The 22,579-nt window shown below is 58.6% G+C and carries 21 protein-coding genes and 1 tRNA gene; 5 read left to right on the plus strand and 17 right to left on the minus strand.

The window, feature by feature from the left end; translation table 11 throughout:
- Positions 1–45: 45 nt before the first annotated feature.
- The 11 genes from LL947_RS13520 to LL947_RS13570 form a co-directional block, all read right to left on the minus strand.
- Positions 46–1,020, minus strand: a complete 975-nt coding sequence (locus tag LL947_RS13520) for a type II secretion system F family protein (RefSeq protein ID WP_499833487.1) — start codon at positions 1,018–1,020, stop codon at positions 46–48.
- An 11-nt stretch (positions 1,021–1,031) separates the two neighbouring features.
- Positions 1,032–2,030 carry a type II secretion system F family protein gene (locus LL947_RS13525; RefSeq protein ID WP_499833488.1) on the minus strand — a complete coding sequence of 333 codons (999 nt, stop codon included), beginning with the start codon at positions 2,028–2,030 and terminating at the stop codon, positions 1,032–1,034.
- On the minus strand, positions 2,021–3,388 hold the full coding sequence (locus LL947_RS13530) for a TadA family conjugal transfer-associated ATPase (protein ID WP_499833489.1): 1,368 nt from the start codon (positions 3,386–3,388) through the stop codon (positions 2,021–2,023). The genes LL947_RS13525 and LL947_RS13530 overlap by 10 nt, the downstream gene beginning before the upstream one ends.
- A 55-nt stretch (positions 3,389–3,443) precedes the next feature.
- Positions 3,444–4,643: a CpaE/TadZ family protein gene (locus LL947_RS13535; protein WP_499833490.1), complete on the minus strand. Its 1,200-nt coding sequence runs from the start codon at positions 4,641–4,643 to the stop codon at positions 3,444–3,446.
- Positions 4,644–4,678: 35 nt separating this feature from the next.
- Complete coding sequence (locus LL947_RS13540) at positions 4,679–4,984, minus strand: hypothetical protein (protein ID WP_499833491.1); 306 nt, start codon at positions 4,982–4,984, stop codon at positions 4,679–4,681.
- Between the two features lie 55 nt (positions 4,985–5,039).
- A complete protein-coding gene (locus LL947_RS13545) occupies positions 5,040–6,677 on the minus strand; it encodes a type II and III secretion system protein family protein (protein WP_499833492.1) in 1,638 nt (545 codons plus the stop codon).
- 65 nt (positions 6,678–6,742) lie between these two features.
- Positions 6,743–7,570 carry a Flp pilus assembly protein CpaB gene (gene cpaB, locus LL947_RS13550; RefSeq protein ID WP_499833493.1) on the minus strand — a complete coding sequence of 276 codons (828 nt, stop codon included), beginning with the start codon at positions 7,568–7,570 and terminating at the stop codon, positions 6,743–6,745.
- Positions 7,567–8,931 carry a DUF8689 domain-containing protein gene (locus LL947_RS13555; protein WP_499833494.1) on the minus strand — a complete coding sequence of 455 codons (1,365 nt, stop codon included), beginning with the start codon at positions 8,929–8,931 and terminating at the stop codon, positions 7,567–7,569. Before LL947_RS13555 ends, cpaB begins: the two co-directional genes overlap by 4 nt.
- 82 nt (positions 8,932–9,013) lie before the next feature.
- Positions 9,014–9,556, minus strand: a complete 543-nt coding sequence (locus LL947_RS13560) for an A24 family peptidase (protein ID WP_499833495.1) — start codon at positions 9,554–9,556, stop codon at positions 9,014–9,016.
- A gap of 67 nt (positions 9,557–9,623) precedes the next feature.
- The gene (locus tag LL947_RS13565) at positions 9,624–9,812 is read right to left on the minus strand and encodes a Flp family type IVb pilin (RefSeq protein WP_499833496.1); all 189 of its coding nucleotides are present in this window, start codon (positions 9,810–9,812) and stop codon (positions 9,624–9,626) included.
- 706 nt (positions 9,813–10,518) lie between these two features.
- Positions 10,519–10,595: transfer RNA gene (locus LL947_RS13570), tRNA-Arg, on the minus strand.
- Between the two features lie 147 nt (positions 10,596–10,742).
- Between LL947_RS13570 and LL947_RS13575 the strand changes: the two genes are divergently transcribed.
- The 3 genes from LL947_RS13575 to LL947_RS13585 are packed head-to-tail and all read left to right on the plus strand — an operon-like array spanning position 10,743 to position 13,521.
- Positions 10,743–11,741, plus strand: coding sequence for a TRAP transporter substrate-binding protein (locus tag LL947_RS13575; protein WP_499833497.1), 999 nt, complete (start codon positions 10,743–10,745; stop codon positions 11,739–11,741).
- Complete coding sequence (locus tag LL947_RS13580) at positions 11,741–12,262, plus strand: TRAP transporter small permease (protein WP_499834434.1); 522 nt, start codon at positions 11,741–11,743, stop codon at positions 12,260–12,262. Before LL947_RS13575 ends, LL947_RS13580 begins: the two co-directional genes overlap by 1 nt.
- Positions 12,259–13,521: a TRAP transporter large permease gene (locus LL947_RS13585; RefSeq protein WP_499833498.1), complete on the plus strand. Its 1,263-nt coding sequence runs from the start codon at positions 12,259–12,261 to the stop codon at positions 13,519–13,521. The genes LL947_RS13580 and LL947_RS13585 overlap by 4 nt, the downstream gene beginning before the upstream one ends.
- A gap of 10 nt (positions 13,522–13,531) precedes the next feature.
- On the opposite strand, the gene LL947_RS13590 is transcribed toward LL947_RS13585, so the two are convergent.
- A complete protein-coding gene (locus LL947_RS13590; protein ID WP_499833499.1) occupies positions 13,532–14,494 on the minus strand; it encodes a ribonuclease Z in 963 nt (320 codons plus the stop codon).
- A 259-nt stretch (positions 14,495–14,753) separates the two neighbouring features.
- On the opposite strand from LL947_RS13590, the gene LL947_RS13595 reads away from it, so the two are divergent.
- Positions 14,754–16,310: a BCCT family transporter gene (locus LL947_RS13595; RefSeq protein WP_290823721.1), complete on the plus strand. Its 1,557-nt coding sequence runs from the start codon at positions 14,754–14,756 to the stop codon at positions 16,308–16,310.
- 54 nt (positions 16,311–16,364) lie between these two features.
- On the opposite strand, the gene folK is transcribed toward LL947_RS13595, so the two are convergent.
- Positions 16,365–16,796: a 2-amino-4-hydroxy-6-hydroxymethyldihydropteridine diphosphokinase gene (gene folK / locus LL947_RS13600; RefSeq protein WP_499833500.1), complete on the minus strand. Its 432-nt coding sequence runs from the start codon at positions 16,794–16,796 to the stop codon at positions 16,365–16,367.
- Between the two features lie 149 nt (positions 16,797–16,945).
- Here folK and LL947_RS13605 point away from each other — a divergent pair, with 149 nt between their 5' ends.
- Positions 16,946–17,704, plus strand: coding sequence for an SDR family oxidoreductase (locus LL947_RS13605; RefSeq protein WP_404418034.1), 759 nt, complete (start codon positions 16,946–16,948; stop codon positions 17,702–17,704).
- Between the two features lie 76 nt (positions 17,705–17,780).
- On the opposite strand, the gene ybiO is transcribed toward LL947_RS13605, so the two are convergent.
- From ybiO to LL947_RS13625, 4 genes are all read right to left on the minus strand, one after another.
- Positions 17,781–20,090 carry a mechanosensitive channel protein gene (gene ybiO / locus LL947_RS13610; protein ID WP_499833501.1) on the minus strand — a complete coding sequence of 770 codons (2,310 nt, stop codon included), beginning with the start codon at positions 20,088–20,090 and terminating at the stop codon, positions 17,781–17,783.
- A gap of 97 nt (positions 20,091–20,187) precedes the next feature.
- Entirely contained in the window at positions 20,188–20,616 is a 429-nt protein-coding gene (locus tag LL947_RS13615; RefSeq protein ID WP_499833502.1) for a YqaA family protein, read from the minus strand.
- Positions 20,617–20,655: 39 nt separating this feature from the next.
- A complete protein-coding gene (locus LL947_RS13620; RefSeq protein WP_404414647.1) occupies positions 20,656–21,483 on the minus strand; it encodes an IclR family transcriptional regulator domain-containing protein in 828 nt (275 codons plus the stop codon).
- Positions 21,484–21,634: 151 nt separating this feature from the next.
- A complete protein-coding gene (locus LL947_RS13625; protein ID WP_499833503.1) occupies positions 21,635–22,462 on the minus strand; it encodes an enoyl-CoA hydratase in 828 nt (275 codons plus the stop codon).
- Positions 22,463–22,579 lie beyond the last annotated feature (117 nt).

The following is a 22,579-nucleotide window of genomic DNA, read 5'->3' on the forward strand; positions in this document are numbered from 1 at the left end:
CGGACTCCTTAAGTACTCAAACAGTGCGGCAAGGCCGCCTGACCATCACAATCCATTCCGTGAAAATGCAGCGATAACCCCCAGTATCGGTGGCCCAAGCGTAACGAGCATGAAACTTGGTAAAATACAAAATATCAGAGGAAACAACATCTTGGTGCTCACCTTGGCGGCACGTTCTTCGGCCAGCTGGGTGCGTTTATCACGCAGTTCCACAGCAAAGAGGCGCAGGGTTTTGGCGATGCTGGTGCCAAATCGCATGCTTTGCAGAAGGGTGGTAACCAGGCCGCGAATGTCATCGACACCGGTGCGTTCTTCCAGATCGCGCAGTGCCGTTCTATTATCCATCCCGGCTCCCATCTGAAGGGTATATAGGTGTAATTCATCAGCAAGATCTGGGTGGCTAATCTCCAGGTCACGGGCAACACGCTGTATGGATGCTCCCAGACCCAACCCCGCTTCGCTGCAAACCACTAGCAGGTCGAGGGCATCGGGCAAGCCACGGCTAAGCCGCTTCGAGCGCTGTTTAATCGCCCGATCCAGCCAAAAACGCGGCAGCAGATAGCCGGCTATTGCCAGAATTGCAATCAGCAAGCCACCAATATGCAGCGGGATACGCAGGAAGGGCAGCACGAGCAGCATGATCAAGGGAGGCACCACCGTAAGCAGCAAACGTACACCGAAGAAGAGATTCATAGCGCCAGGCGAGCGCTTGCCTGCCCGTCGCAAGTCCAGCGCGATGCGGCTGCGGATTTCTTCCTTGGTGGGTACCAGGCGCTCGCCCATGGGGCCAAGCCACTCAGTCATGCCTGACGGCGCAGAGGTTGATTGCTCGCCGGTATTTGCTTCCAGGCTCCGCAGCCGACGCCGCAAAGGATCGGACACCCCCATCACCACCATGGTCAGTGCAATAAGCAGGCTAAAGATGGCCAGCCCAAACAAAGCAGCAAATCCCACCTGGGCTGCTGCAGGATGATCAAGCCACGTATTCAGTGGCTGCAGCCATGTCAGGAGCGTTTCCATTGCATTTCTCCTCAGACCTCGACGCGGACAATTTTACGCAGCCATAAAATGCCGATGACCACCATGACAAACGCAACAACGACCAGCTGTCGGCCCAGGGGGTCCTCGGTAAGCATGGGTATGAATTCAGGGTTGATCAGCGTGAGCAGCCCCACCATGACGAACGGCAGCAGCGACAGGATCCAACCGGCCATTCGCCCCTCCGCGGAAAGCGTGCGCACTTTGCGCTGGAAACGGAAGCGATCTCGCACCACAGCTGCCAGGTTGTCGAGCAGTTCGGCCAGATTGCCGCCGGTTTCCTTCTGGATCAGCACCGAGGTAATAAAGATCATCACCGTTACGCTCTGCACACGCCGCAGCAGCCCCAACAGGGCACCGCGTACGTCGCCACCGTAATTGATCTCCATGAAAGCGGTGCGGAACTCTCCGGCAATAGGGTCGGCCAGCTCTTCGGCCACCAGATTCATGGCATCACTGAACGGATTACCTGCCCGCAAGGCTCGGGCCATAATCACCAGGGCATCGGGTAGTTGTTCTTCGAAGCGCGCCAGGCGGCGCTTGCGGGCTCGCAGTAGACGCATGAAAGGCAGGGCTGCCACCGCCAGACCAAGCAGCACGCCCATCTGCGGTTGAGGCAACACCAAGTAACCGATCACACCACTAATGCCACCCAGGCAGACAGAGTAGAGCACCACACGATAAGCAGGGGTTTGCTGACCGGCCTGTTCGATGAGCTGATGTAAGCGCTCCATGCCAGGAAGGTGCTCCAGCATCCGCTCCAGAGGGGAAAGCTTCCTGAAATACTTGCTCTGAACGATCGTGCTGCTGCCTTGCTTGGCGTCGGTGGAAATCGCCCGCAGCCGTTTCTTCAAGCGTTTCTGCGCCTGCCGGTTCTCGCCAAAGGCGGGTACCAGAAAACTCTGCATCAATAAAAATACGGCGATAAACACCATGCCAATGACAATCACTTCATCGGAGAGGCTGATATCCAGCAGGCTGCTCAGATCCATGGCCGCTGCCCCCCCGCTGTTGGTTGAAAGATCTCGAGACCCGGATCCAAGCCACGGCGCTTGAGATAGTCATGAAAGCTGGGCACCATACCGGTGGCGATGTAGCGACCTTTCACCTTACCGTCGGCATCAATGCCTTCACGCTCGAAGCGAAATATCTCTGACATGGTAATGATTTCGCCTTCCTGGCCATTGACCTCCTGCACACTGACCAGACGCCGCACGCCATCCTCCTGGCGCTCGATTTGCACCACCACGTCGATGGCCGAAGCAATCTGCGAACGCAGCGCATGCGCCGGCAGCTGGTAACCGCTCATGGCCACCATGTTTTCAATCCGTGTCAATGCATCACGGGGAGTGTTGGCGTGGATAGTGGTAAGGGACCCATCGTGGCCAGTGTTCATGGCCTGCAGCATGTCGAAGGCTTCGCCGCCGCGCACCTCGCCTACCACGATACGGTCGGGCCGCATGCGCAAGCTGTTGCGCACCAGGTCACGCTGGCCGATCTCGCCTTTGCCCTCAATGTTGGGAGGTCGCGTCTCCAGCCGACCCACGTGAGGCTGTTGAAGCTGTAGCTCGGCGGAGTCTTCAATGGTCACGATGCGCTCGTCGGGGGGAATAAACCCGGACAGCACGTTAAGCAGCGTGGTTTTACCCGCGCCGGTTCCTCCGGACACCAGCACGTTCAGGCGCGCCTTAACCACTTTTTCCATCAACCTGGCGATTTCTGCCGAAACGCTGCCGTACTCAATCAGGCTGTCAATATTCAGGCGCTCTACCGCGAAGCGACGAATCGACAGCATGGGGCCATCAATGGCCAGGGGCGCAATCACAGCGTTAACCCGCGAACCGTCCTTGAGGCGCGCATCCACCATCGGCGAGGATTCATCAATGCGCCGCCCCACGCTTGAGACAATACGATCAATAATGCTCATTAGGTGCGCGTCGCTGTCGAAGCGTAAGGCGGTCTGTTCCAGCTTACCGCGCCGCTCCACATAGATGGGCGTGGTGCCGTTAACCAGAATATCCGAGACGGTCGTATCGGCCAGCAGCGTCTCCAACGGGCCCAGGCCCAGAACCTCGTCCTGCAGTTCGGTGACAATGCGCTGGCGCACTCCGGCATTGAAAGGCAGGGTTTCCTGTTGCATGAGCGACTCGCACACCTGCTGCACCTGCAAGCGCGCTTCGCGCTCAGCCAGGCTACTCAGCAGGGTGAGGTCCATCACTTTGACCAGCTTACGAAAGAGCTTCTGCTTGTACGCCTGCTCTTCCTGCGAAAGTCGCCCGGCGCCGCGGCTGGCCCAGCTGGACCGAAGCTCGCCATCAGTTTGCGGTATCGTGCGCTCGTGCAGGTTCATAGCTGTTCTCCTGATGGATAATCCGTGCTCTTGTTATGGCCGCCGCCTGAGTTCATCATCTTCCTGGTAACGCCCAGCGCAGAAAAGAACGTTTCCCTGCGGATTTAGCCCCCGGTGATGAAGCCTCCAAGGGCGCCTCCAGAGCCTGGGCCAGCAACTTGAGCTGGCGTGTCAGCGGTGCTTTCGGCGCCAGATCACGCAAAGGGCTGCCCACATTGATACTTTGGCTGGCACGCTTGAAGTCATTGGGCAGTGTCCGTAGCGTCAGGCCCGGCAGTGCATCACTGATGGCTCCTAGCCCAATGTCGCTTTTCTTGTCAAAACGATTCACCACGATGCTGATCCGCGAGGCGGGAATCATCAGCTCATGAACCATAATGTCGCGCAAGCGCTTGGCATCATGGAGGTGTGCAACGCTTTGCTGCATGACCATCAATACATTGTCAGCACGCTCCAGCACGCATGCCGTCGCACCGTTAAGCCAGCGGGGCAGGTCAACCACAACCTCATCATTGGCGCTGCTCAGCACCTTTAACAGCTGCTCAACCCTGGTTTCGGGCACTTCCCCCAGGCCCAGATGGTCACCCGGTGATGAAGCCAGCAGCGCTAGCCCGCTCTCATGGCGCTGTAAGTAGGCTTCCAACGCGAGTGCATCAAGGCTGTCGACGGACTCCAGGGCGCGCACCAGGCCATGGTCAGGCACCAGATTGAAATACAGCGGCAGGGAACCAAACTGGACATCCATATCCACCAGCACCGTGCCGAGTCCATCGCGGGCATGGCTGTGAGCCAGATTGGCGGCTACCAGGCTGGCGCCCGAGCCGCCTTTGGCATTGATCACGGCGGTGGTGCGAATGGCCCGCGCCGCCTCTACAGGACGATCACGCGTCAGTTCGCGCAGAAACTGGATAATCTCGCCGTCGTCGATTGGCGGCGAAAAGAAATCGCGGGCACCGGCGCGCATCGCCAGACGAATCAAGTCCACGTTGCCCTTGGGCCCTACTACCATCAACGGCGGGCGATCACTGGCCGGTCGTTCGCATAGCGCAGTCAGCTCGGCTTCCCAGTGATGCTCTCCCACTATCAGTATCGATGCATCTGGCGCGGGTGATACCCCTTCCAGGGGATCGATACTATCCTGCCTCATTAATCGGGAAGTCACCTGAATGTCCCCTTGGCTACACAGCAGCGCCTCAAGGGCGCTTAATTCGCCCTGCTCCCTTCCTGCCAATAGTATCTGGAGCCGTTTGCGCATCTTGTTACCTGCCTGTTACTGAAAGAGTGAATCGCCTATGGGGTGGAACTGGGGGCCTCACCGCCCCCTGAGGCCGGAAGGCGATAGACGCGCATGGCATCAACTGCCTTTGCCCCCTGCAAAGGCGGCACCTCGTCGCCGGGCTCGTAAGTCTGGAGCGCTTTGGTGTGGCGCACGCTGTCACCAAAAGGCGGTAGATCTTCCCCTGGACGCGGCGCCATACACCCTGCCAGTGCCAGAATGAGAAAGCCCCACCCTACTGCGCTCACTCCGGGTCGGATAAACCGCTCGGCAGTCCTGCGCAAGGGGTGTCGCGTAAAGGCTCTATCAAGGCTTGTCATGGTGTTCTCCCTGGCTGGGTCGCCGGTACGGTTGAAATAATGATGCTGGTGGCGATTAGAGATCATGGCCAAAACGCCCCTCAGTGCCGCCCTCATCGCGGTTGGACATCAACTCCAGGTCGAGACTTGACGGGCGAGGCCGCGGGTTATCATCCGTATCGACAGGCTGAAAGCTCCCCAGCAGGTAAAATTCCAGATCGCTGGGCGGCACAAAAGAGCCGGTAGGCAGGCGCACCTCTTCAGGCCGGAAGGAGCGGGCCAGGCGCGGGGTGACAAAAATCACAAGCTCGGTCTGCTCCTTGACGAACTCCTGACTGCGAAACAGCGCACCCAGCACTGGCACGTCGCCCAACCCCGGCATCTTGGAAACGTTCTCGCGAAGGCTCTCATTGAGCATGCCGGCAATGGCAATGGTCTGGCCGGTGGCCAGTTCCACCGTCGAGCTGGCACTGCGCTTGGTCAGTGCCGGCACAAAGAATTGGTTATCTACCCCGCTACCAACGCCCACCTGTAGGCTGTTGGCGGGCACCAGGTCGGAAACCGAGACATCCACCTTGAGGTTGATGGTGCCGGAATCCAGCACCACGGGCAGAAAGCCCAGCCCCACACCGAAATCGTTGTACTCGATCGCCACCTGGCCATCACCCTGGGGTACCGGTATCGGATACTCACCACCGGCCAGAAAGTCCGCTGGCTGGCCGGTCAGTGTGGTGAGATTGGGCTCGGCGAGAATCTTGGCGACCCCATCGCGGCTCGCCGCATCCAGCACAAGGTTGAGCAGATAATCAGCGCGCTGATAGCTGGCAAAAATACCGGTATCGGCGATAGTTGCAGTGGCCGGCGCAAACTCGTCGATGGCAGGGCCAATGGGTGTGGCACCGCTGCTGTTGAAAACATTGCCTACGCCGGCATCCGGGAAGCTTGCCCCGCCGCTAACCCCACCGATTCGCAGCGCCGAGGACCCGACATTAAACACATTGAAGTTCGCCTCAAGGCGTTTGACCAGCGAGCGTGAAACCTCCGCAACTTTTACATCCAGCATGACCTGCTGGGCACCGCCGACCTGCATCAGGTTAAGCACCGCGCCTTCTTCACCGCCTGCAAAGCGGTTCGCCAGGCGCATGGCGGTTTCCAGACGCTCAGCGCTGGACACTTCGCCACTGAGGACGATGCCATCCTGAGCGGAGCGAACTTGAATATTTTCGCCCGGCAGCAGTTCATGCAGCTGGCTTTTAAGGGTCTCAAGGTTATGGGTGATAGTGACGTTGATCGCCCCCTCGACGTTTTCGGAACGATCCCACAGCACCACGTTGGTGGTACCGGTAGACTTGCCGAGGACATAAAGCTGGCGTGAACCCATCACCACGATATCGGCAATGTCAGGATTACCCACCGAGACAACCCGCACAGGCCGAGGGAACTTCAACACCTGCCCCTTGTTGATCGCCACGGCCACCGATACCTCACGCCCCTCCATCGGCATGGCAAGGTGCCGAGCATTCGCGTCATCGGCCCGCGGCTGAGCCATGAGCTGCATACTCCCCCCCACCGACAGCATCAACGCAAGCCCCAGGGCCAGCCATTTGAATGCCCCGACCATGGCGCTCCTTGGCACACCCTGTGTCGTCATCGCCTGGAGACTCGACCCGCGCAGCATCGCGTGGCGGTAGTTGAGCATGTTGCTGATCATCATAGTGATATGTCCCCTAATGGATGCTGCGTGTGCTGCAGAGATAAACAGCACCGGCACCTATGTTTTTAATTCCTGACGTTGACTGAACTCGACTGAGTGCCGCGTAGCACGGTGACACGCTGTTGCACCGGGGTAGTAGACCGCTTGGGTGGCGGCGCCGGATCTTCACGCGCCACATCTTCTGTTTCTGGGACGTTCAATATCGAGCGTTCTGCCGCCATCATGTCGTTATCGGCGTCTTCTTTTTCCAGGGGGTTGCGAAGCGTGAGCTGCACCTTGCCTTCCTGGGTGGCCTGAACCAGCTGTTCAGCCTGTTCAGTGGTTACCGCCAGGGTCACCGCGCGGACGATCACCGGGCCGTCACGTTCCTGGCCGGCAATCTGGTCCACAGCCAGCACCTTGAGGTTTCTCAGCACGGTTTTTGTTTCGACGCTGTTGCGGCTGCCATTGCGTTGGGTGGAGAGCACATCAACGAAGTTGCCAGGCAGTAGAAAGCCCGCCACCCCCACGACATCATCAACACGCACGCTCATTGCCCGCATGCCAGGATCAAGCATCGAGGCCAGGGCACTACCGCCCATGTGCTCGGACACCCGTTCCTCAATCACCACCTCGCCACTGTAGATCACCTGATTGCTGACACGCCCCACCACACTGTCGATATCGGTGAAGCTGTTGGACGGCACGACATCTTTCGGCATGTCGACGACTTTAAGGTCAGAGGCTTCTACCGTGGCGCCAAAAGGCACCTGAATTGAGGCGACAACGACCTGAGCGACATCCGCCAGTTCCTCCTCGCCGTCTTCTTCCATGATGTTCAGGGCCACTATAGCCGCCGCCAGCGCCATGATCAGCGAAAGCGCGAACATGACAAAAATACCTTTGCGTTTCATGGTGCATCCCTCATGTTGGCGGTGCTTGCATCCTCGGCAGGTGAGAATTCACCGAAATAGGTTTGCCAGGCCCAGCGCAGAATCTCGCGGTCCGGGGCGGAAAGCCCCTGGTACTCAAGCTGATCCTGGGCGAGGCTTAAAATGTCACGCGGGTGGCAGGCAAGCAGCGGCACATCCTGCCGGGCGTGAAGCTCGTCGATGACGAACTCGGCCAGCGATGGTTCAAACGGCAGCCCCTGCGCCTTGCACTGCTGCTCCCAGAGGGTCAGGTAGGCCACCCGCTCCAGGGGGGCAAAGCGCACCTTGTAACCAATGCGGCGCAGGAAGGCGGCATCGGCCAGCGCGAAAGGATCAAGGTTGGTAGAGAAGACCAGCGCCACATCAAACGGCACGCTGAAGTGATAGCCGTTGGCCAGCGACAGGAAATCTCTTCGCTCTTCCAGCGGCACAATCCAGCGATTGAAGAGTTCGGTAGGCGACATGCGCTGGCGGCCCAGGTCGTCAATCACCAACATGCCATTGTTGGCCAGCAGCTGCACCGGGGCCTGATGAATGTGCGTGGTGGCATCATGCTGGACGTCCAGACGTTCCATGGTGAGCTCTCCACCGGTAACCACACAGGGGCGATAGCAGCGCACATAGCGTGGGTCGTGGCCGCTTTCCAGGTAAAGCTGTGCGGCAGTCGATGGCTCCGCCGGGTCTTCCAGGCTCTGGTGTACCGCGGGGTCGAAGCAGCGCATGGCCTTGCCGCCCACCAGAATGGCGTGGGGCACCAGTACGTCGCCTTCCAGCAGCCGCACCAGGCGGCGGGCAATATAGCTTTTGCCGGTGCCGGGCGGGCCGTGGATAAACATGGCACGACCGGAGTGCAGGCCGGGGCCTAACTGGTCAAGCAGGGCGGTATCAATCACGGTATCGGCAAAGGCTGCCATCACGGTGGCGCGGTTAATCCCGACATTGGTCAGCGATTGCTCCCGCACCCGGGCGTTGTAGGCCTCCAGAGTGACCGGTGCCTTGCCGCTGTAACCGTCGCGGTTGAACGCCTCGAGTGCCGAGGCGCGGCCGCGTTCGGTAAGCGCAAAGCGCAGCGCCCCACCGCCTCCCTGGCCGCGGACTTCAGCACGGCCTTCCTCGCGCAGAAAACGACACACTTCTTCCACAACGCTGCCGGCCAAGGCCGTCTCGCGGCTTAGCTGACGCAGGTCGAGAACGCCCTGCTCAAAAAGCTGCTTGGCCAGCAGATCCCCCAGGAAGAGCAGCGACAGGCCGGTTTCCGCTACCGTGCCGGGGCGCGGCGCGCGGTTGGCCGCTGCCTGGCTATCGGAAATGCCCTCTTGCTGTTGCACCCGTTCCTGAAGCATGGCCAACCTCACACAATGTTACTTTTGATAAAAGAATGGCCTGACGATAGCCGCTGCACGTTGAGACGTCTCTAACCAACCACTAATTCAGCGGCCATTGCCAGATCATCCACCCCGTCGTGCCTATTGCAATTGCGACCGCGAAAGGAAACTTCTGGCCCATTACTTCACCCTTTTCCGGCGCAATATAAAGGGGCCTTCCCGTGGCAATAAACGTCTTTGCCATCAGCCCGTAGCGCGCCATGGGCGACGCCGTTTGGCGAAACAGAACCGCGAACAGGATATAGCCAACAGCAATAGCCGATCCCGCCAGAATACTGGCCAATGCTGCCTGAAAGGTGGCTAAAGGGCCCAGAAAAGTACCCACAGCCGCCATTAACTTGGCATCACCAGCGCCTGTAAAGCCCATCAGATAGCCAGGCATAAAAACTACAAGCCCCACACACAAGCCATAGGTTGCAGTCAATAAGCCATTCAAACCTGTTAGCGACACCTGCAATAACAGTCCAACAGCAGCTCCGCATAGAACAATAGCGTTTGATATCCTGCGCTGAAGAATATCTTGAGTGGCAGCAGTCCAAACCAGAATGATTAAAAAGAAAGCTAAAAAAAGCGAAATGTACACATTAATACTCAAAAACTATAAAGGGGTGAAGAGGCACACCCCTGTGCAAAGAAATTAATAATCTAGCCTAGCTTGTACCTACTTCATCAAACCCTGCAGTAATATTTGTGAATGCTTCAGTAATCCGGTCGCCTAAAGCCGCATATCCAGCTACAAATGCCGCTACGATCAAGGCACAAACCAGCACCCACTCAACCACTTCCGCGCCTTCTTCGTCTTTCCAGAAACGCTCGACCCCTTGCATTAACGTGTTCATGTCTTTTCTCCCAGGTGTTCGACAATCAACTTAAGTTACTTGAGTTACGACGCAACGGCCTTTCCGACCGCTTACATGGCATAGCATCACCGCTACTCTAAAGTTACGCTTGGATAATTTTGCACAACGCTATAAGTATCTTGCAGGCAGGCGGAGGCGTGGCTTTTGGCATCGCCACAGACGGGAACGCGACGATCATTTTTGTATAAGGTAAAAAACTGATAATTACAGTATTTAGGCCCAGCTTCAGCAAGACAACGCACCTTGTACAAACAATGTATAAAAATAAAATAATGTAAAATACTTTCGTATATATTGCCCGGGTAGCAGGCACTCAGAGCAGGGAAGTCATAACGGTGGCCTCATGACCCTTAGCCCGCATCCGTTTCCTGATAACGCTGGCCGCAACGCCACACAAGACGCTACTGCAGCTGTGGTAAGGGGATTCAAGAGAGGGGCAGCCCGCATCTGCGGGCTGTTGAGACAGTGCTTGCTATTAGGTATGTATCTGTGGGTTTACACAGCCAGGCGGCATCCGGCCAATCTCCGGTTGCAACACCATTAAAAACTATCTGAACCAACTAACACCGATGCAAAACGATTTGGAATAGGCGCTTGTGGGTACCAGTGTGGGCAATACATCAAAACCACAAAAAAAAGCCCACGCAGTAGCGTAGGCCCTTGGCAACGGGGGGTTTAAATAGGTTGGCGCGCCCGGCAGGATTCGAACCTGCGACCCTCGGCTTCGGAGGCCGATACTCTATCCAACTGAGCTACGGGCGCACAGTGGTTGCGTATGCTACCTGTGCGGGCGGTTGGTGTCCAGCGGTGTGCTGACGATGTATTGCCAGATTAGTGCGTGCTGGTGCATGCTTCTGACGTGTTGAATGATTCTGGTCTATCCCTTATCAAAAACATGAGATTCCTATAATGAAAAAATTAGCACTGAATACGCTGGCACTGTCTGTTTCCCTGGCCATTGTTGGCAGCGCCAACGCGGCTGACTTTGATGATATGGAGCCGGTCACCCTGCGCCTGGCGCATGTGGTGAACGAGCAGGATGGTTTTCATATTGCCGCACTGAAGTTTGAAGAACTGGTGGAAGAACGCACGGAAGGCAAGGTGGATGTCGAGATCTACCCCAACGCCTCGCTGGGCGATGAGCGCACCCTGCTGGAAGGCATGCAGATCGGCACCGTGGATATGGGCGTGATCACCAATGGCCCGGTAGCCAATTTTGTGGAAGAGATGGCGGTGTTTGAGCTGCCCTTCCTGTTCCCTTCCAATGAAGCCGCGTATGCGGTGCTGGATGGCCCGATTGGCCAGGAGCTGCTCGACAAGCTTTCCGAGGTGAACCTGAAGGGGCTGGCCTATGCCGAGCGCGGCTTCCGCAACCTGACCAACAGCGAGCGCGCCGTTAACTCGCCGGCTGATCTGGATGGCCTGCGTATCCGCGTGATGGAAAACCCGGTATACACCGATACCTTCCGGGAGCTGGGCGCCAACGCCATCCCCATGGCCTGGACAGAAGCGCTGACCGCCATGCAGCAGGGCACCATTGATGGCCAGGAAAACCCGGTCAACGTGATTCATTCCTTTGAGCTGAACGAGACACAGGCGCATATGACGCTGTCTCGCCATACCTATGCGCCGGCGATTTTCGTGATGGGTATGCCGGTATGGAGCCAGCTGCCGGAAGCCGCGCAATCGGTTATTGAAGACGCCGCTCTGGAAGCCGCCGAGCACGAACGCCAGATGAATGCCGAGATGGAAGCGGACCAGCTGGCCGCCCTGCGTGAAGCGGGCATGCAGATCAATGATTCGCCGGATCTGGGCGCCTTCCAGGATGCCGTCGCACCGGTATATGAAAAATACGGCGAACAGTTTGGTGATTACCTGCCCCGCATTCAGGAGGCGCTGGCACAGTGATGGCCAAAGCACAGCCGCTACTGGCGCTGTTGCAACGCATTGAACGCGGGCTGGATGCCATCATCCAGCCCGCTGTTTTTGCCTGCATGGCGGCCTTGATTGGCGTGATTACCCTGCAGATTATCTCCCGGGTGCTGTTTACCGCCGTGGGCTGGACAGAGGAAGTCGCCCGCTTTCTGCTGATATGGATGACCTTTCTGGCGGCCACCCTGGCCTTTCAGCGCGGCCGCCATATCGCCGTGACCTTTGCCGTCGATGCCTTGCCTCTGGCGGCGCGGCGGGTTGCCCGGCTGGTGGCGCTGGCCGTGGTGCTGGCCTTGCTGGTCAGCCTGATCGTCATCGGTTATCGCTATATGCAGGTGCAGAGTTTTCAGAAATCCGCCTCGCTGCGCATTTCGATGACTTATATCTATGCCGTCATGCCGGTGTGTGCCGCCCTGATGGCCTGGTACACCCTGGTGGATATGCTTGAAACCCTGATCCACGGTGAGCCCCGGGTGGTCAAGGAGGGCACCCCATGACGCTGGTGCTGTTCGGGCTGTTTTTCCTTTTTATGCTGCTCGGCGTGCCGATTGCCTTTGCGATTGGCGCCAGCACCCTGTATGCACTGTCTCAATCCGGCGTGCCGCTGATGGTGGTGACCCAGCAGATGTTTCAGGGCATCAACTCCTTTGCGCTGGTGGCCGTGCCGATGTTTATCCTCGCCGGTGACCTGATGGCCCAGGGCAAGGTCAGCGAGAAGCTGGTCAACTTTGCCGATGCCCTGGTGGGCTTTATGCGCGGCGGGCTGTCGATTGTTTCGGTGATGGCGGGGATGTTCTTCGCCGCGATTTCCGGCTCCGGCGCGGCCACTACCGCGGCGGTAGGCTCCAGCCTGGTGCCAGAGCTCAAGCGCAAGGGCTATGACCCGGCCTCCGCGGCCAGCCTGATTGCCGCCAGCGGCACCATTGGCGTGGTGATCCCGCCTTCGGTGCCCATGATCATCTATGCCGTGATTGCCCAGCAGTCGGTGTCCAAGCTGTTCCTGAACGGCTTTATTCCCGGCGTGGCCATGGGGCTTGGGCTGATGGTGATTGCCATCACTCAGGCTTACAAACGCCAGTACCCCCACGGCACGGCGCTGTCGCTGGCAACAATCTGGTGCACCTTCAAGGATGCCAGCTGGGGGCTGATGACGCCGGTAATTATCCTCGGGGGGATTTTCTCGGGGATTTTTACACCCTCAGAGGCGGCGGTAGTGGCAGTCAACTACGCCCTGGTGGTCTCGCTGTTTGTCTACCGCGACCTGACACCCAGGGCGGTCTACCAGGTGCTGATCCGTTCGGCGATCACTACGTCAGTGATCATGCTGGTGATTGCCATGTCGGCAGTGCTGAGCTGGACGCTTTCCAGCTGGCAGGTGCCCGGTGCGATTGCCCAATCGGTGCTGTCGCTGTCAGAAAACCCTTACGTCATCATGCTGTTGATCGTTGCGGTCATTCTGCTGACCGGGGTGTTTATCGAGACCGCCAGCGCCCTGATCATTCTCACCCCGGTACTGCTGCCATTGATCCTGCAGTTGGGCATTGACCCGATTCATTTCGGGCTGATCATCGTTATGGGGCTGGCTATTGGCATGATTACCCCGCCGGTGGCGATCAACCTGTACGTAGCCTCCTCCGTCACCCGGCTACCGCTGGAGCAGATCACCCGGGCAATCATTCCGTACCTTCTCGGGCTGATCGGCGTGCTGCTGCTGGTGGTGTACGTACCCATGCTGATGGGCTGGTCAGGCCATTGACGCTGAACGCCTATTCAGCCGTCATTTCGGCCAGGTGGCCTGTCTTGTCCAGGCGGTATTCCGCCAGATCCCGGGCCAGGTGCAGCCCCCCTGAATAGGCGCCTGCCGCTTCCCGGCGGAGATCCTCGATGGAAGGCGACCCCTGGCTGCCAGGCTGATAGCGTGGGCTGAAATGGGTCAGCACCAGGTGTGGCAGCTGCACGGATTCAGCAAAAGCCGCCACGCGCCGGGCATCGCTATGCCCCACCTCACTGGCTTTATGGGCCAGGGCCTGGCTGTAGGTGGCTTCGTGTACCAGCACCTGGGCCCCCTGGCAGGCGTCACGCAGCAATGCCGGTTGATCATTGTCGCCGGCAATCACAATTTTTCTGGGCGGATGAGTGGGTGTCAGAAACGCATCGCTTGTCAGGCGTTCACCTGCCACCTCGATATCCATCCCCTGCTTCAGCTGGCCCCATAAAGGGCCTCTTGGCACCCCCTTCTGGCGCAGCTTTTCGACATTCAGCACCGCCTCGGGGTGCTTCTCTGTAAAACTGTAGGCGTAGCTGGGCACCCGGTGTGACAACCGGGCGGTGGCTACGGTGATTTGCCCGAATTCGACGTCGGGCAGCGGGTCGCAGCTGATGAATTCCAGGGCAAAAGGCAGCCCCAGCTGGGTCTGTTCGAAGGTGGCTTCCAGCCACGCTCTGATAGCCGCAGGGGCCACGATGGTCAGCGGCGCCTGCCGGCTGTGCATGGCCGCACTGGCCAGCAGGCCGGGCAGCCCATAGCAGTGGTCGCCGTGGATGTGGCTGATAAAAATGGCTTTCAATGAGGTGAGCGACAGTTTGGTGCGCAGAACCTGATGCTGGGTGCCCTCACCGCAATCCACCAGATACCACCCTTTACCCTGGCTTTCCCGCAGGGCGAGCCCGGACACGTTCCTTGCCTTGGTAGGAACCCCCGCCGAGGTACCCAGAAATACCAGATTCATTGCCTGCTCCCCTGACATTGCCCTGACGTTGCGGTTGTAAGGCTCGACTTACGTCTAACCACTTGTTATTATCATGCCCGAAATCCGCGCCATTCAATGAATGGCGCTTTTTTTTACACGTCTTATTGTTGACGTTTTTAACGGCTGAAGCACGCCAGCCTGGCCGTTATCCGCTCTTTGGTCTTTTTCAAGACCCTCCTGAAGCCTTGTCGCTTACTACTCCCCTGCTTTAAACAAACCAACATAAACGGTGGCCTTGATGCCTCACTCCCCGAACGAACCTCCTCAACCTGGTGGCCTCCGCGCCCTGGGTGATCCTGTTGTCCTGATACTCAGCGTTGGCTTTATTATCGCCTTTCTGCTGATGTCGCTGTTTGATATCGACCTGGTGGCTGACAGCATCAGTTCGGGCTTTGCCTGGACAGCGCTGACCCTGGGCACCTACTTCCAGCTATTGCTGATCGCGACCTTCTTTATCGCCATCGGCCTGGCCCTCACGCCCGCTGCCAAAGCCAAGATCGGCAACCTTGATACGCCGGAAATGAGCACCTTCAAATGGCTCTCCATCATTCTGTGTACCCTGCTGGCCGGCGGCGGCGTCTTCTTCGCCGCGGGCGAGCCGGTCTATCACTTTGTGGTTACCCCGCCGGCCTTTGATACTGAAGCCGGTACGGCGGAAGCGGTCAGCGGTGCCCTGGCCCAGTCCTTCATGCACTGGGGCTTTCTGGCCTGGGCGGTGCTGGGCTCGCTGACCGCCGTGGTGCTGGCCCATGCCCACTATGTCAAGGGCCAGCCGCTGCAGCCGCGCACCCTGCTTTTTCCGGTGTTCGGCAAGCAGTTGATGCAGGGCCCACTGGGCGGCATTGTCGATGCCTGCTGTGTGATTGCCCTGGTCGCCGGCACCGTAGGGCCGATTGGCTTTCTGGCCACCCAGGTCAGTTTCGGCCTGCATGAGCTGTTTGGGCTGCCGGAGGGTTATATCGGCCAGCTGATCATCCTGGCGCTGCTGGCCAGCGTCTATGTGGCATCGTCACTGAGTGGGGTTCACAGGGGCATTCAGATGCTCAGCCGCTTTAACGTGTTTCTGGCCCTGGCGATTGGCGCCGTGATTGTCATCTTTGGCCCGACGCTCTTCCTGGTGAACACCTATGCCGCCAGCATGGGCGCCTACGTGAGCGAGTTCTTCAACATGGCCACCATGACGGCAGATACGGCGCCGGCCTGGTGGATGAAGTGGTGGACGGTCTTCTTCTTTGCCTGGTTTATCGGCTATGCGCCCCTGATGGCCATTTTTGTGGCACGCATTTCCCGTGGCCGCTCAGTGCGCGAGATGATTCTGGCCGTCGCGGTTCTGGCCCCGATTGCCACCACCGTGTGGTTTACCCTGCTGGGCGGCTCGGGCATCTATTACCAGCTGACGGGGGTGATTGACCTGACGGAAGCGCTCAACAACTTCCAGTTTGATGTCGCCACGCTGACCGTCGCCCAGGCGCTGCCCGGCGGTACCCTGATGGCCCTGGCCATCCTGCTGTTGACCACCATATTCGTGGCCACCACCGGCGATTCCATGAGCTACGCGATTGCCATGGTCAGTGCAGGCCATGACCGGCCCAACGGAATATTGCGTGCCTTCTGGGGAATTGCCATGGCGCTGATGGCGGCCATCCTGCTGTACATGGGCGCAGGGCAGATTGGCGTCCTCCAGCAGTTCATCGTGATTACCGCCATTCCGGTATCACTGATCATTCTGCCCTCGCTGTGGAAGGGTCCTCAGGCGGCCTACGCCATGGCGCGTGAACAGGGCATTATCGACTGATCAACGCACCTGCCCGCTCACCCCCCAGCCGCTGTGGGGTGAGCCTTCCCGCCTTCATCTATCAAGCAGTTTACGCCCGGCCTGTGCCAGCAGATCATCAACGGGCTCGCGCACATAGTCATGCTGAGGGTAGCCCTCATCCACGACCTTGCCGTCCCAGGCCACGATATCCAGATCCATGGTCCGCGGGCCGGATTTGATCGGCCCACGCACTCTCCCCAATCGATCTTCCACCTCTTTCAGGTACGCCTTGAAGTCGGATCGTTCAAGCGAGGTCGCGACCAGCACGGCACTGTTGAGGAAATCCGGCTGAGCCTGGAAACCCACGGGTGTGGTACGGATCGGCTGGGTACGTGCCAGCAGATCGCATTCTTTCTCCAGTATCTTGATGACCTGGGCAAAGTGATAGTCGGGGTCAATATTGGACCCGATCGAGATGACGCATTCGTGCCGGTCGGGGTTGGCCTGTGCGGGCGCTTGCGACATGATCAACATCCTCGAAGATTGAAAAGAATATTAGCCTAACGGTTCCTGCTTTTTGTGCAAGTGCTGTACAACTTATTGACAAACGCTTGCCTCACGCTGACAGTATGAGCCACTTTCAAATGCATTTTTTTACCAACGAGGACACCACGATGAGCGCTCAGGCAGCACTGATTACCGGCGGCGCCACCCGCCTTGGCCGCCACTTTGCTGAAGCCTTGGCATCGGCTGGCTACGATATTGCCTTGCACGTCAATAGCTCCCGCCAGGAAGCAGAAGAGGCGGCAAAGGTTATCCGCGAATCCGGCCGTGCCTGCGAGATTTTCAGCTGTAACTTTCTAAGCAATGCCGCTGAGGATGATCTGGGCGAGCTTGTGCGCCGCGTCAAGGCCCGCTTCCCTCATCTGGGCGTGCTGGTCAACAGCGCGTCCGCCTATGAGCCTGCCCCCATTGCCCAGACAGACATGGCCATGCTGGAAACCCAGTTTCGCGTCAATATGTTTACCCCGCTGCTGCTGACCCGCCATTTTGCTGATGCGGTCGACGAGGGCCGGGTGGTCAATATCATCGATAACAAGGTGACCTATCACCAGTATCCGTATGCGGCCTATCTGCTGTCAAAGAAGAGCCTGGCCGACATGACCCGCATGGCAGCGCTGGAGTTTTCCCCACGCCTGCGGGTCAACGGGATTGCCCCCGGGGTGGTGCTGCCGGCTTCCCAGCGCACCAGCGATTACATCCAATGGCGTATCGAGGGGATTCCGGCGGATCGTCAGGGGCATCCGGACCATCTGGTGCAGGCCTTGCACTATCTGCTGGATAACGCCTTTGTCGTCGGACAGATCCTGTTTGTCGATGGCGGCGAATGCATCAACCTCGAGGGCCGCCACTCGGAAAACTATCCTGGCTGACCCCGTCTCGGCGTTAACCAACAAGGCCGTCTTGTGGACGGCCTTGTTAATCACCACATCTTTCGCTGGACGCTCATTAACCTTCATCTCCTGAAGGGTTGGCATTCGACGCGTCAACGGATGTCTGGATGCTATGTTTTGGATCATCCTGACGCACGTCAATCTTCTTGTCGGGCATGGCGTCCAGCACGCGGATGTTCGCCGCGGGAGATTTGCCAGCCTTGTCTGCACCGAAATACATGGTGGTGTGCGGGAAGGGAATCTCGATGCCGGCCTGATCAAACCGCAGCTTGACCAGACGATTGTAGGCGCGCCCTACCGCCCATTGATCGCCCGGCGTTGTCTTGATGACCACCCGTATATTGACCGAGCTGTCGGCCAGTGCCACCACGCCAGGTACCTCCAGGGGTGCCAGCAGTTTGAAGCCGTGTTCTTCGCTGGCTTTCAGATCCTCAAAGGCCAGGTGCAGCTGCTCCACCGCTTCATCGATGCTTTCACGATAGGCAATGCTGTACTCACCAAGATGGTTACCGTAATCACGCATGTAGTTGGAGACGGTATCCACACTGGAAAATGGCACGATGTGATAGGTACCGGAAAGGTCACGAATGCCCACTGAACGGATACTGAGTTTTTCTGCCGTGCCGGTAATGCCGCCCACGGTCACCACGTCGCCAGCGTTCATGGCGTTTTCCACCTGAATGAAGATGCCAGTGATCACATCCTGCACCAGCTTCTGGGCACCGAAACCGATGGCGAGACCCAACACACCGGCACCGGCGATCAAGGGGCCGATGTTAATACCGATTTCCGACAGCACGATCATGCCGGTCAAGGTGACCACGGCAATTGCCAGGGCGTTACGGAACAGGCTAAGCAACGTCCTGGCTCGTGCCGTCGGCTCTCCGCTGCCGGTATCCGGGTTCAGCTTATGCTCGATCAGGCTGGCAAGGCCCAGCCAGATGCCAATGGACAGGATAAGTATAAAGGTGACATTAATCAGTTTGCTGATCAGCCGGGTACCACTTTCCGAGGCATACCAGGCAGGCAGGTCAAAGGCCCCCCAGGCGTCCAGCACCACCATGATCACCAGGATGGCGATAATGCTGCGCAGTACCCGGAGTCCGTTAGGCACGTAGCTGTTCAGACGTTTTTCCAGCAGCGGCAGTTTCTGACGCAACTCGCTGGAAAGCGTGATACGCCGCCCGATGGTCTGGGTCAGGAACGACGATATCAGGATACCTGCGACCACGGCTGACAGGGTCTGCAGCGTGGCAAAAAGCACAAAGGGCAAGGCATCAACGGGACGCGTCAGGGTCAACACAAAGACCATCAGGAAGTAGAGCAACGCAAACAGATGCCAGGTTCGGGCAAACAGCTGCAACGTGACACGACTGGCGGTAAAGCTGGAGCTGCGGGCAAGGTCATTGATGTTGTCGCGCAGGCGCACGCGGTTTTTGAGTATCACCGTCACCGCATAGATGAAGGCAAACACCATGATGAGCGTACCCAGTGCCTGACCCAGTGTGGGTGCCAGGTAGTAATTGACCAGGGGTACCGCCACCATCAGCCCATAGCCCACCATACCGACCAGGCGTGCCAGCCAACGGTTCCAGTAGGAGGCTTCATTGGCTGGCACGGGGAGCAGACGCAACCCCTCATAGCGTGAGGAGAACAACATCCGCACAGCGGCCTTGATCAGTTCGATCACTAGGAAGGCATTCAGAAAAAGGGAGGCCCGGGTGGACAGATCGCCCGTTTGACCGATGGCGAAGGTAGCAATCAGATTACCTCCGACATAGGCAAAGGCCACGATCAATACATCAATCAAGGCTGCCACGGCCACGCAGAGAATCAGACGCAGCACGGGTGTCAACCCGTAGCCATCCCGAGACCAGAGACTGAGCTTTGAGAAAAGGGGACGGCATACCTGGCGAAAAACAACGAACAGGATAAATGTCGCCAACACCACCATCCCCAGATTGATACTGGCGTCAATAAAGGCGGACGAGTCGAAGGTTCCTCCGCCTTCTCCGGTAAAGAGACCGGTAACGATATAGAGTGCCTGTTCCAGCTGTTCGCCGACGTCACTGACGATCTTACTGGTCATTTCAGCAATCTGACGAGGAATGGAGGCCTCCTCGTCATCACTGCCTTGCGCAGCCGATGACGACTCATCCCCGACACCGGCTGCCTGGTTGCGCAGTAGATCGATCAGCTCCTGACGTGACTGCCTGTTTTCAAGCAGATCCGCCAGGGTACTGTAGGACGCCTGATCGTTCTCAGCGGCATTATCTGCTGTTTGCGCCAGTGCTGGTGTTGTTAGCGTAACGAAGGTCATCAACAGCCAGATGCCTAGCCAGGGCAAAAGTCGTAGTGGCATCACTTAGCTACCTCATGGGTGATTGTAATGTGTGATTGGATTTTACAGTTTAGATTAACACGCTCTTATGTGACATTTGCATAGCCGATGGCCAAATCCCTCAGCAAAGTGGCGCTAGCCAGTGATGCGCCAAAAGCAGCACCACGGCATAGCGGCCCCCCTTGGCGATCATTATCCACAAAACCGCTCGCCACCAGGGCAGGCGAAAAACGCCCGCCAGTACCGTCAAGGGGTCACCGACGACGGGCAACCAGGAAAGCAGCAAGCTGACCTCACCCAGCCAATGATACCAGCGCTCTGCCCTGTCCAGGCCTTCGGGGGTGGCCGGAAACCAGCGCCGATGCTGAAAGCGCCGTGCGTAGCGGCCCAACCAGACATTCGTGAGGCTGCCCAGCGTGTTCCCCGATGTCGCGACCACCCACAGCCAGACAACCGGCTCCCCCAGACACCACAGCCGCGCCAGCCAGATTTCCGACCCACCGGGCAGCAGGGTGGCACTTGCCAGGGCCACCAGAAACAGGCTCAGCATGCCAGTGCTAACCGCTTGGCGGCAGCATGCACGCTGTCGTTACCAGGTTGCCGGAAGATGACCACCCAGCTGGGCGGTCACTTCGGCCGCCGTTGAGCTTACCAGCTGGCCCAGCTCAGCCAGACGGGTATCCGGAATACGCGCCACCGGCCCGGACACCGAGATGGCCGCCAGCGGGTGCCCGTGCTGATCATGGATACAGGCCGCGACGCAGTGCAGGCCAATGGCATGCTCTTCACGGTCACAGGCAAACCCCTCACGGCGGATGCTGGCCATTTCCTGCGCCAGAGCCCTTGGGGTAGCCAATGTATTGGCCGTGACCGGTGTCAACTCGTAGCGCGCCAACAACTGATTGCGCTCATCATCGGCCATCCAGGCCAGCAGTGCCTTGCCGACCCCGGAAGCGTGCAGTGGCGCCCGCGAGCCCAGCCGGGTAATCATGCGCATCATCTGCGGGGATTCATGTTGGGCGAGAAACACGGCGGCGCTGCCATCACGGATGCCGAGATTCGCGGTTTCCCCGCTTTCTTGGGTCAGGCGGCGCAGATAGGGGCGGCTGGTGGCAACAAAATCCCGGGCTTCCAGAAAGCTGTTGCCGATACGGAACGTCTTGACGTCAATCCGCCATAGACCCTGCTCATTTTCCTGGCTGACAAACCCCTGGCTTTGCAACGCCTGTAGCAGCCGATGGGTGGTAGAGGGCGCCAGCTCGGCCATTTCCGCCAGTTCAGAAAGCGCCAGCCCACGCGGGCTTAACGACAGGTATTCCAGAAGTGTCAGGCCACGCACCAATGACTGACTATGGCCACCGCTGACCTTGTTATTGCTGGCGGGTCGTCCGGCGGTTCTGCGCTTTACCTCATTCACTCCGCTGTCTCCTTTAGGGTGTTCCCTCGGCGCTGCTGTCCAAAGAGGTATCAGCCTCTTTCACGGGCAGCGCAATGGACACAGGATAACGCGGCAGCCGCCTGGCTGTCGCGTTTGCGGAAATGTTTTCCATTCGGGAGCCGCCGGGCGCCTAGCGGTGCTTCCACTCAGGATGGCGCTTGCCAATAAAGGCATCAATGCCTTCTGCCACGTCTTCTGCCAGCATGTTGCAGGCCATGGTCTCACCCGCAAAGGCGTAGGCTTCTTCCAGCGGCATGGCCAACTGGCGGCCAAACATGGCCTTGCCGGTACGCACAGCCACCGCGCTCTTGGCGCAGATCTTGTCAGTGAGCTCGGCCACGGCCGCGTCCAGTTCAGTATCTTCGGCCACCCGATTGATCAACCCCCAGTCCAGTGCAGTGTCGGCAGTGACAAAATCGCCGGTCAGCAGCATTTCCATGGCGCGTTTGCGTGCCACATTGCGAGACAGTGCCACCGCTGGGGTCGAGCAAAACAGGCCCACATTGATGCCCGAGACAGCAAAACGCGCGCGCTTTGCTGCCACAGCCAGATCACAGCTGGCGGCCAGCTGACAGCCCGCAGCCGTGGCAATGCCCTGCACACGGGCGATCACCGGCACTGGCAGGTTGACAATCGCCTGCATCACCTCGCTGCAACGTGCAAACAGCGTCTGGTAATAGGCCTTTTCGGGATTGGCACGCATCTGCTTGAGGTCGTGGCCCGCGCAGAAGGCCTTGCCTTCAGCGGCCAGCACCACGCAGCGCACGCTCTCATCCGCGGCGATATCCGTGAGTGCCGCGTGCAGGGCAGCCAGCATATCCTCGGAAAGCGCATTGAAGCTTTTGGGCGCATTCATGGTCAGCGTGATCACGCCTTGGGTGTCTTCACGCAGCAGTAATGAGGCCGAGGCGTCATTACTGGCCGCGGCGGTTGAAGGACTCGTTGTCGTTGTTGTCATCAGGCGATACTCCCTCAGCGGTATGGATGATGCTGGCAGTCTAGCGCTTTCATACCGCTCTGCGGGCAACCTGCGACGAAAGGCGAATGCCCCTGCCGCATAATGCGCCCGACAACC

The organism is Halomonas sp. BLK-85 (assembly GCF_044792155.1).
GTDB lineage: Bacteria > Pseudomonadota > Gammaproteobacteria > Pseudomonadales > Halomonadaceae > Vreelandella.

Coding starts and splice junctions, on each gene's coding strand:
- LL947_RS13585 (WP_499833498.1), top strand. CDS start 12,259: ATGACGCTGGTGCTGTTCGGGCTGTTTTTCCTTTTTATGCTGCTCGGC.
- LL947_RS13540 (WP_499833491.1), bottom strand. CDS start 4,984: ATGACAAGCCTTGATAGAGCCTTTACGCGACACCCCTTGCGCAGGACT.
- LL947_RS13605 (WP_404418034.1), top strand. CDS start 16,946: ATGAGCGCTCAGGCAGCACTGATTACCGGCGGCGCCACCCGCCTTGGC.
- LL947_RS13535 (WP_499833490.1), bottom strand. CDS start 4,643: ATGCGCAAACGGCTCCAGATACTATTGGCAGGAAGGGAGCAGGGCGAA.
- LL947_RS13595 (WP_290823721.1), top strand. CDS start 14,754: ATGCCTCACTCCCCGAACGAACCTCCTCAACCTGGTGGCCTCCGCGCC.
- LL947_RS13580 (WP_499834434.1), top strand. CDS start 11,741: ATGGCCAAAGCACAGCCGCTACTGGCGCTGTTGCAACGCATTGAACGC.
- LL947_RS13625 (WP_499833503.1), bottom strand. CDS start 22,462: ATGACAACAACGACAACGAGTCCTTCAACCGCCGCGGCCAGTAATGAC.
- LL947_RS13525 (WP_499833488.1), bottom strand. CDS start 2,030: ATGGATCTGAGCAGCCTGCTGGATATCAGCCTCTCCGATGAAGTGATT.
- LL947_RS13590 (WP_499833499.1), bottom strand. CDS start 14,494: ATGAATCTGGTATTTCTGGGTACCTCGGCGGGGGTTCCTACCAAGGCA.
- LL947_RS13565 (WP_499833496.1), bottom strand. CDS start 9,812: ATGAACACGTTAATGCAAGGGGTCGAGCGTTTCTGGAAAGACGAAGAA.
- LL947_RS13575 (WP_499833497.1), top strand. CDS start 10,743: ATGAAAAAATTAGCACTGAATACGCTGGCACTGTCTGTTTCCCTGGCC.
- folK (WP_499833500.1), bottom strand. CDS start 16,796: ATGTCGCAAGCGCCCGCACAGGCCAACCCCGACCGGCACGAATGCGTC.
- LL947_RS13555 (WP_499833494.1), bottom strand. CDS start 8,931: ATGCTTCAGGAACGGGTGCAACAGCAAGAGGGCATTTCCGATAGCCAG.
- LL947_RS13520 (WP_499833487.1), bottom strand. CDS start 1,020: ATGGAAACGCTCCTGACATGGCTGCAGCCACTGAATACGTGGCTTGAT.
- LL947_RS13545 (WP_499833492.1), bottom strand. CDS start 6,677: ATGATGATCAGCAACATGCTCAACTACCGCCACGCGATGCTGCGCGGG.
- cpaB (WP_499833493.1), bottom strand. CDS start 7,570: ATGAAACGCAAAGGTATTTTTGTCATGTTCGCGCTTTCGCTGATCATG.
- LL947_RS13615 (WP_499833502.1), bottom strand. CDS start 20,616: ATGCTGAGCCTGTTTCTGGTGGCCCTGGCAAGTGCCACCCTGCTGCCC.
- LL947_RS13530 (WP_499833489.1), bottom strand. CDS start 3,388: ATGAACCTGCACGAGCGCACGATACCGCAAACTGATGGCGAGCTTCGG.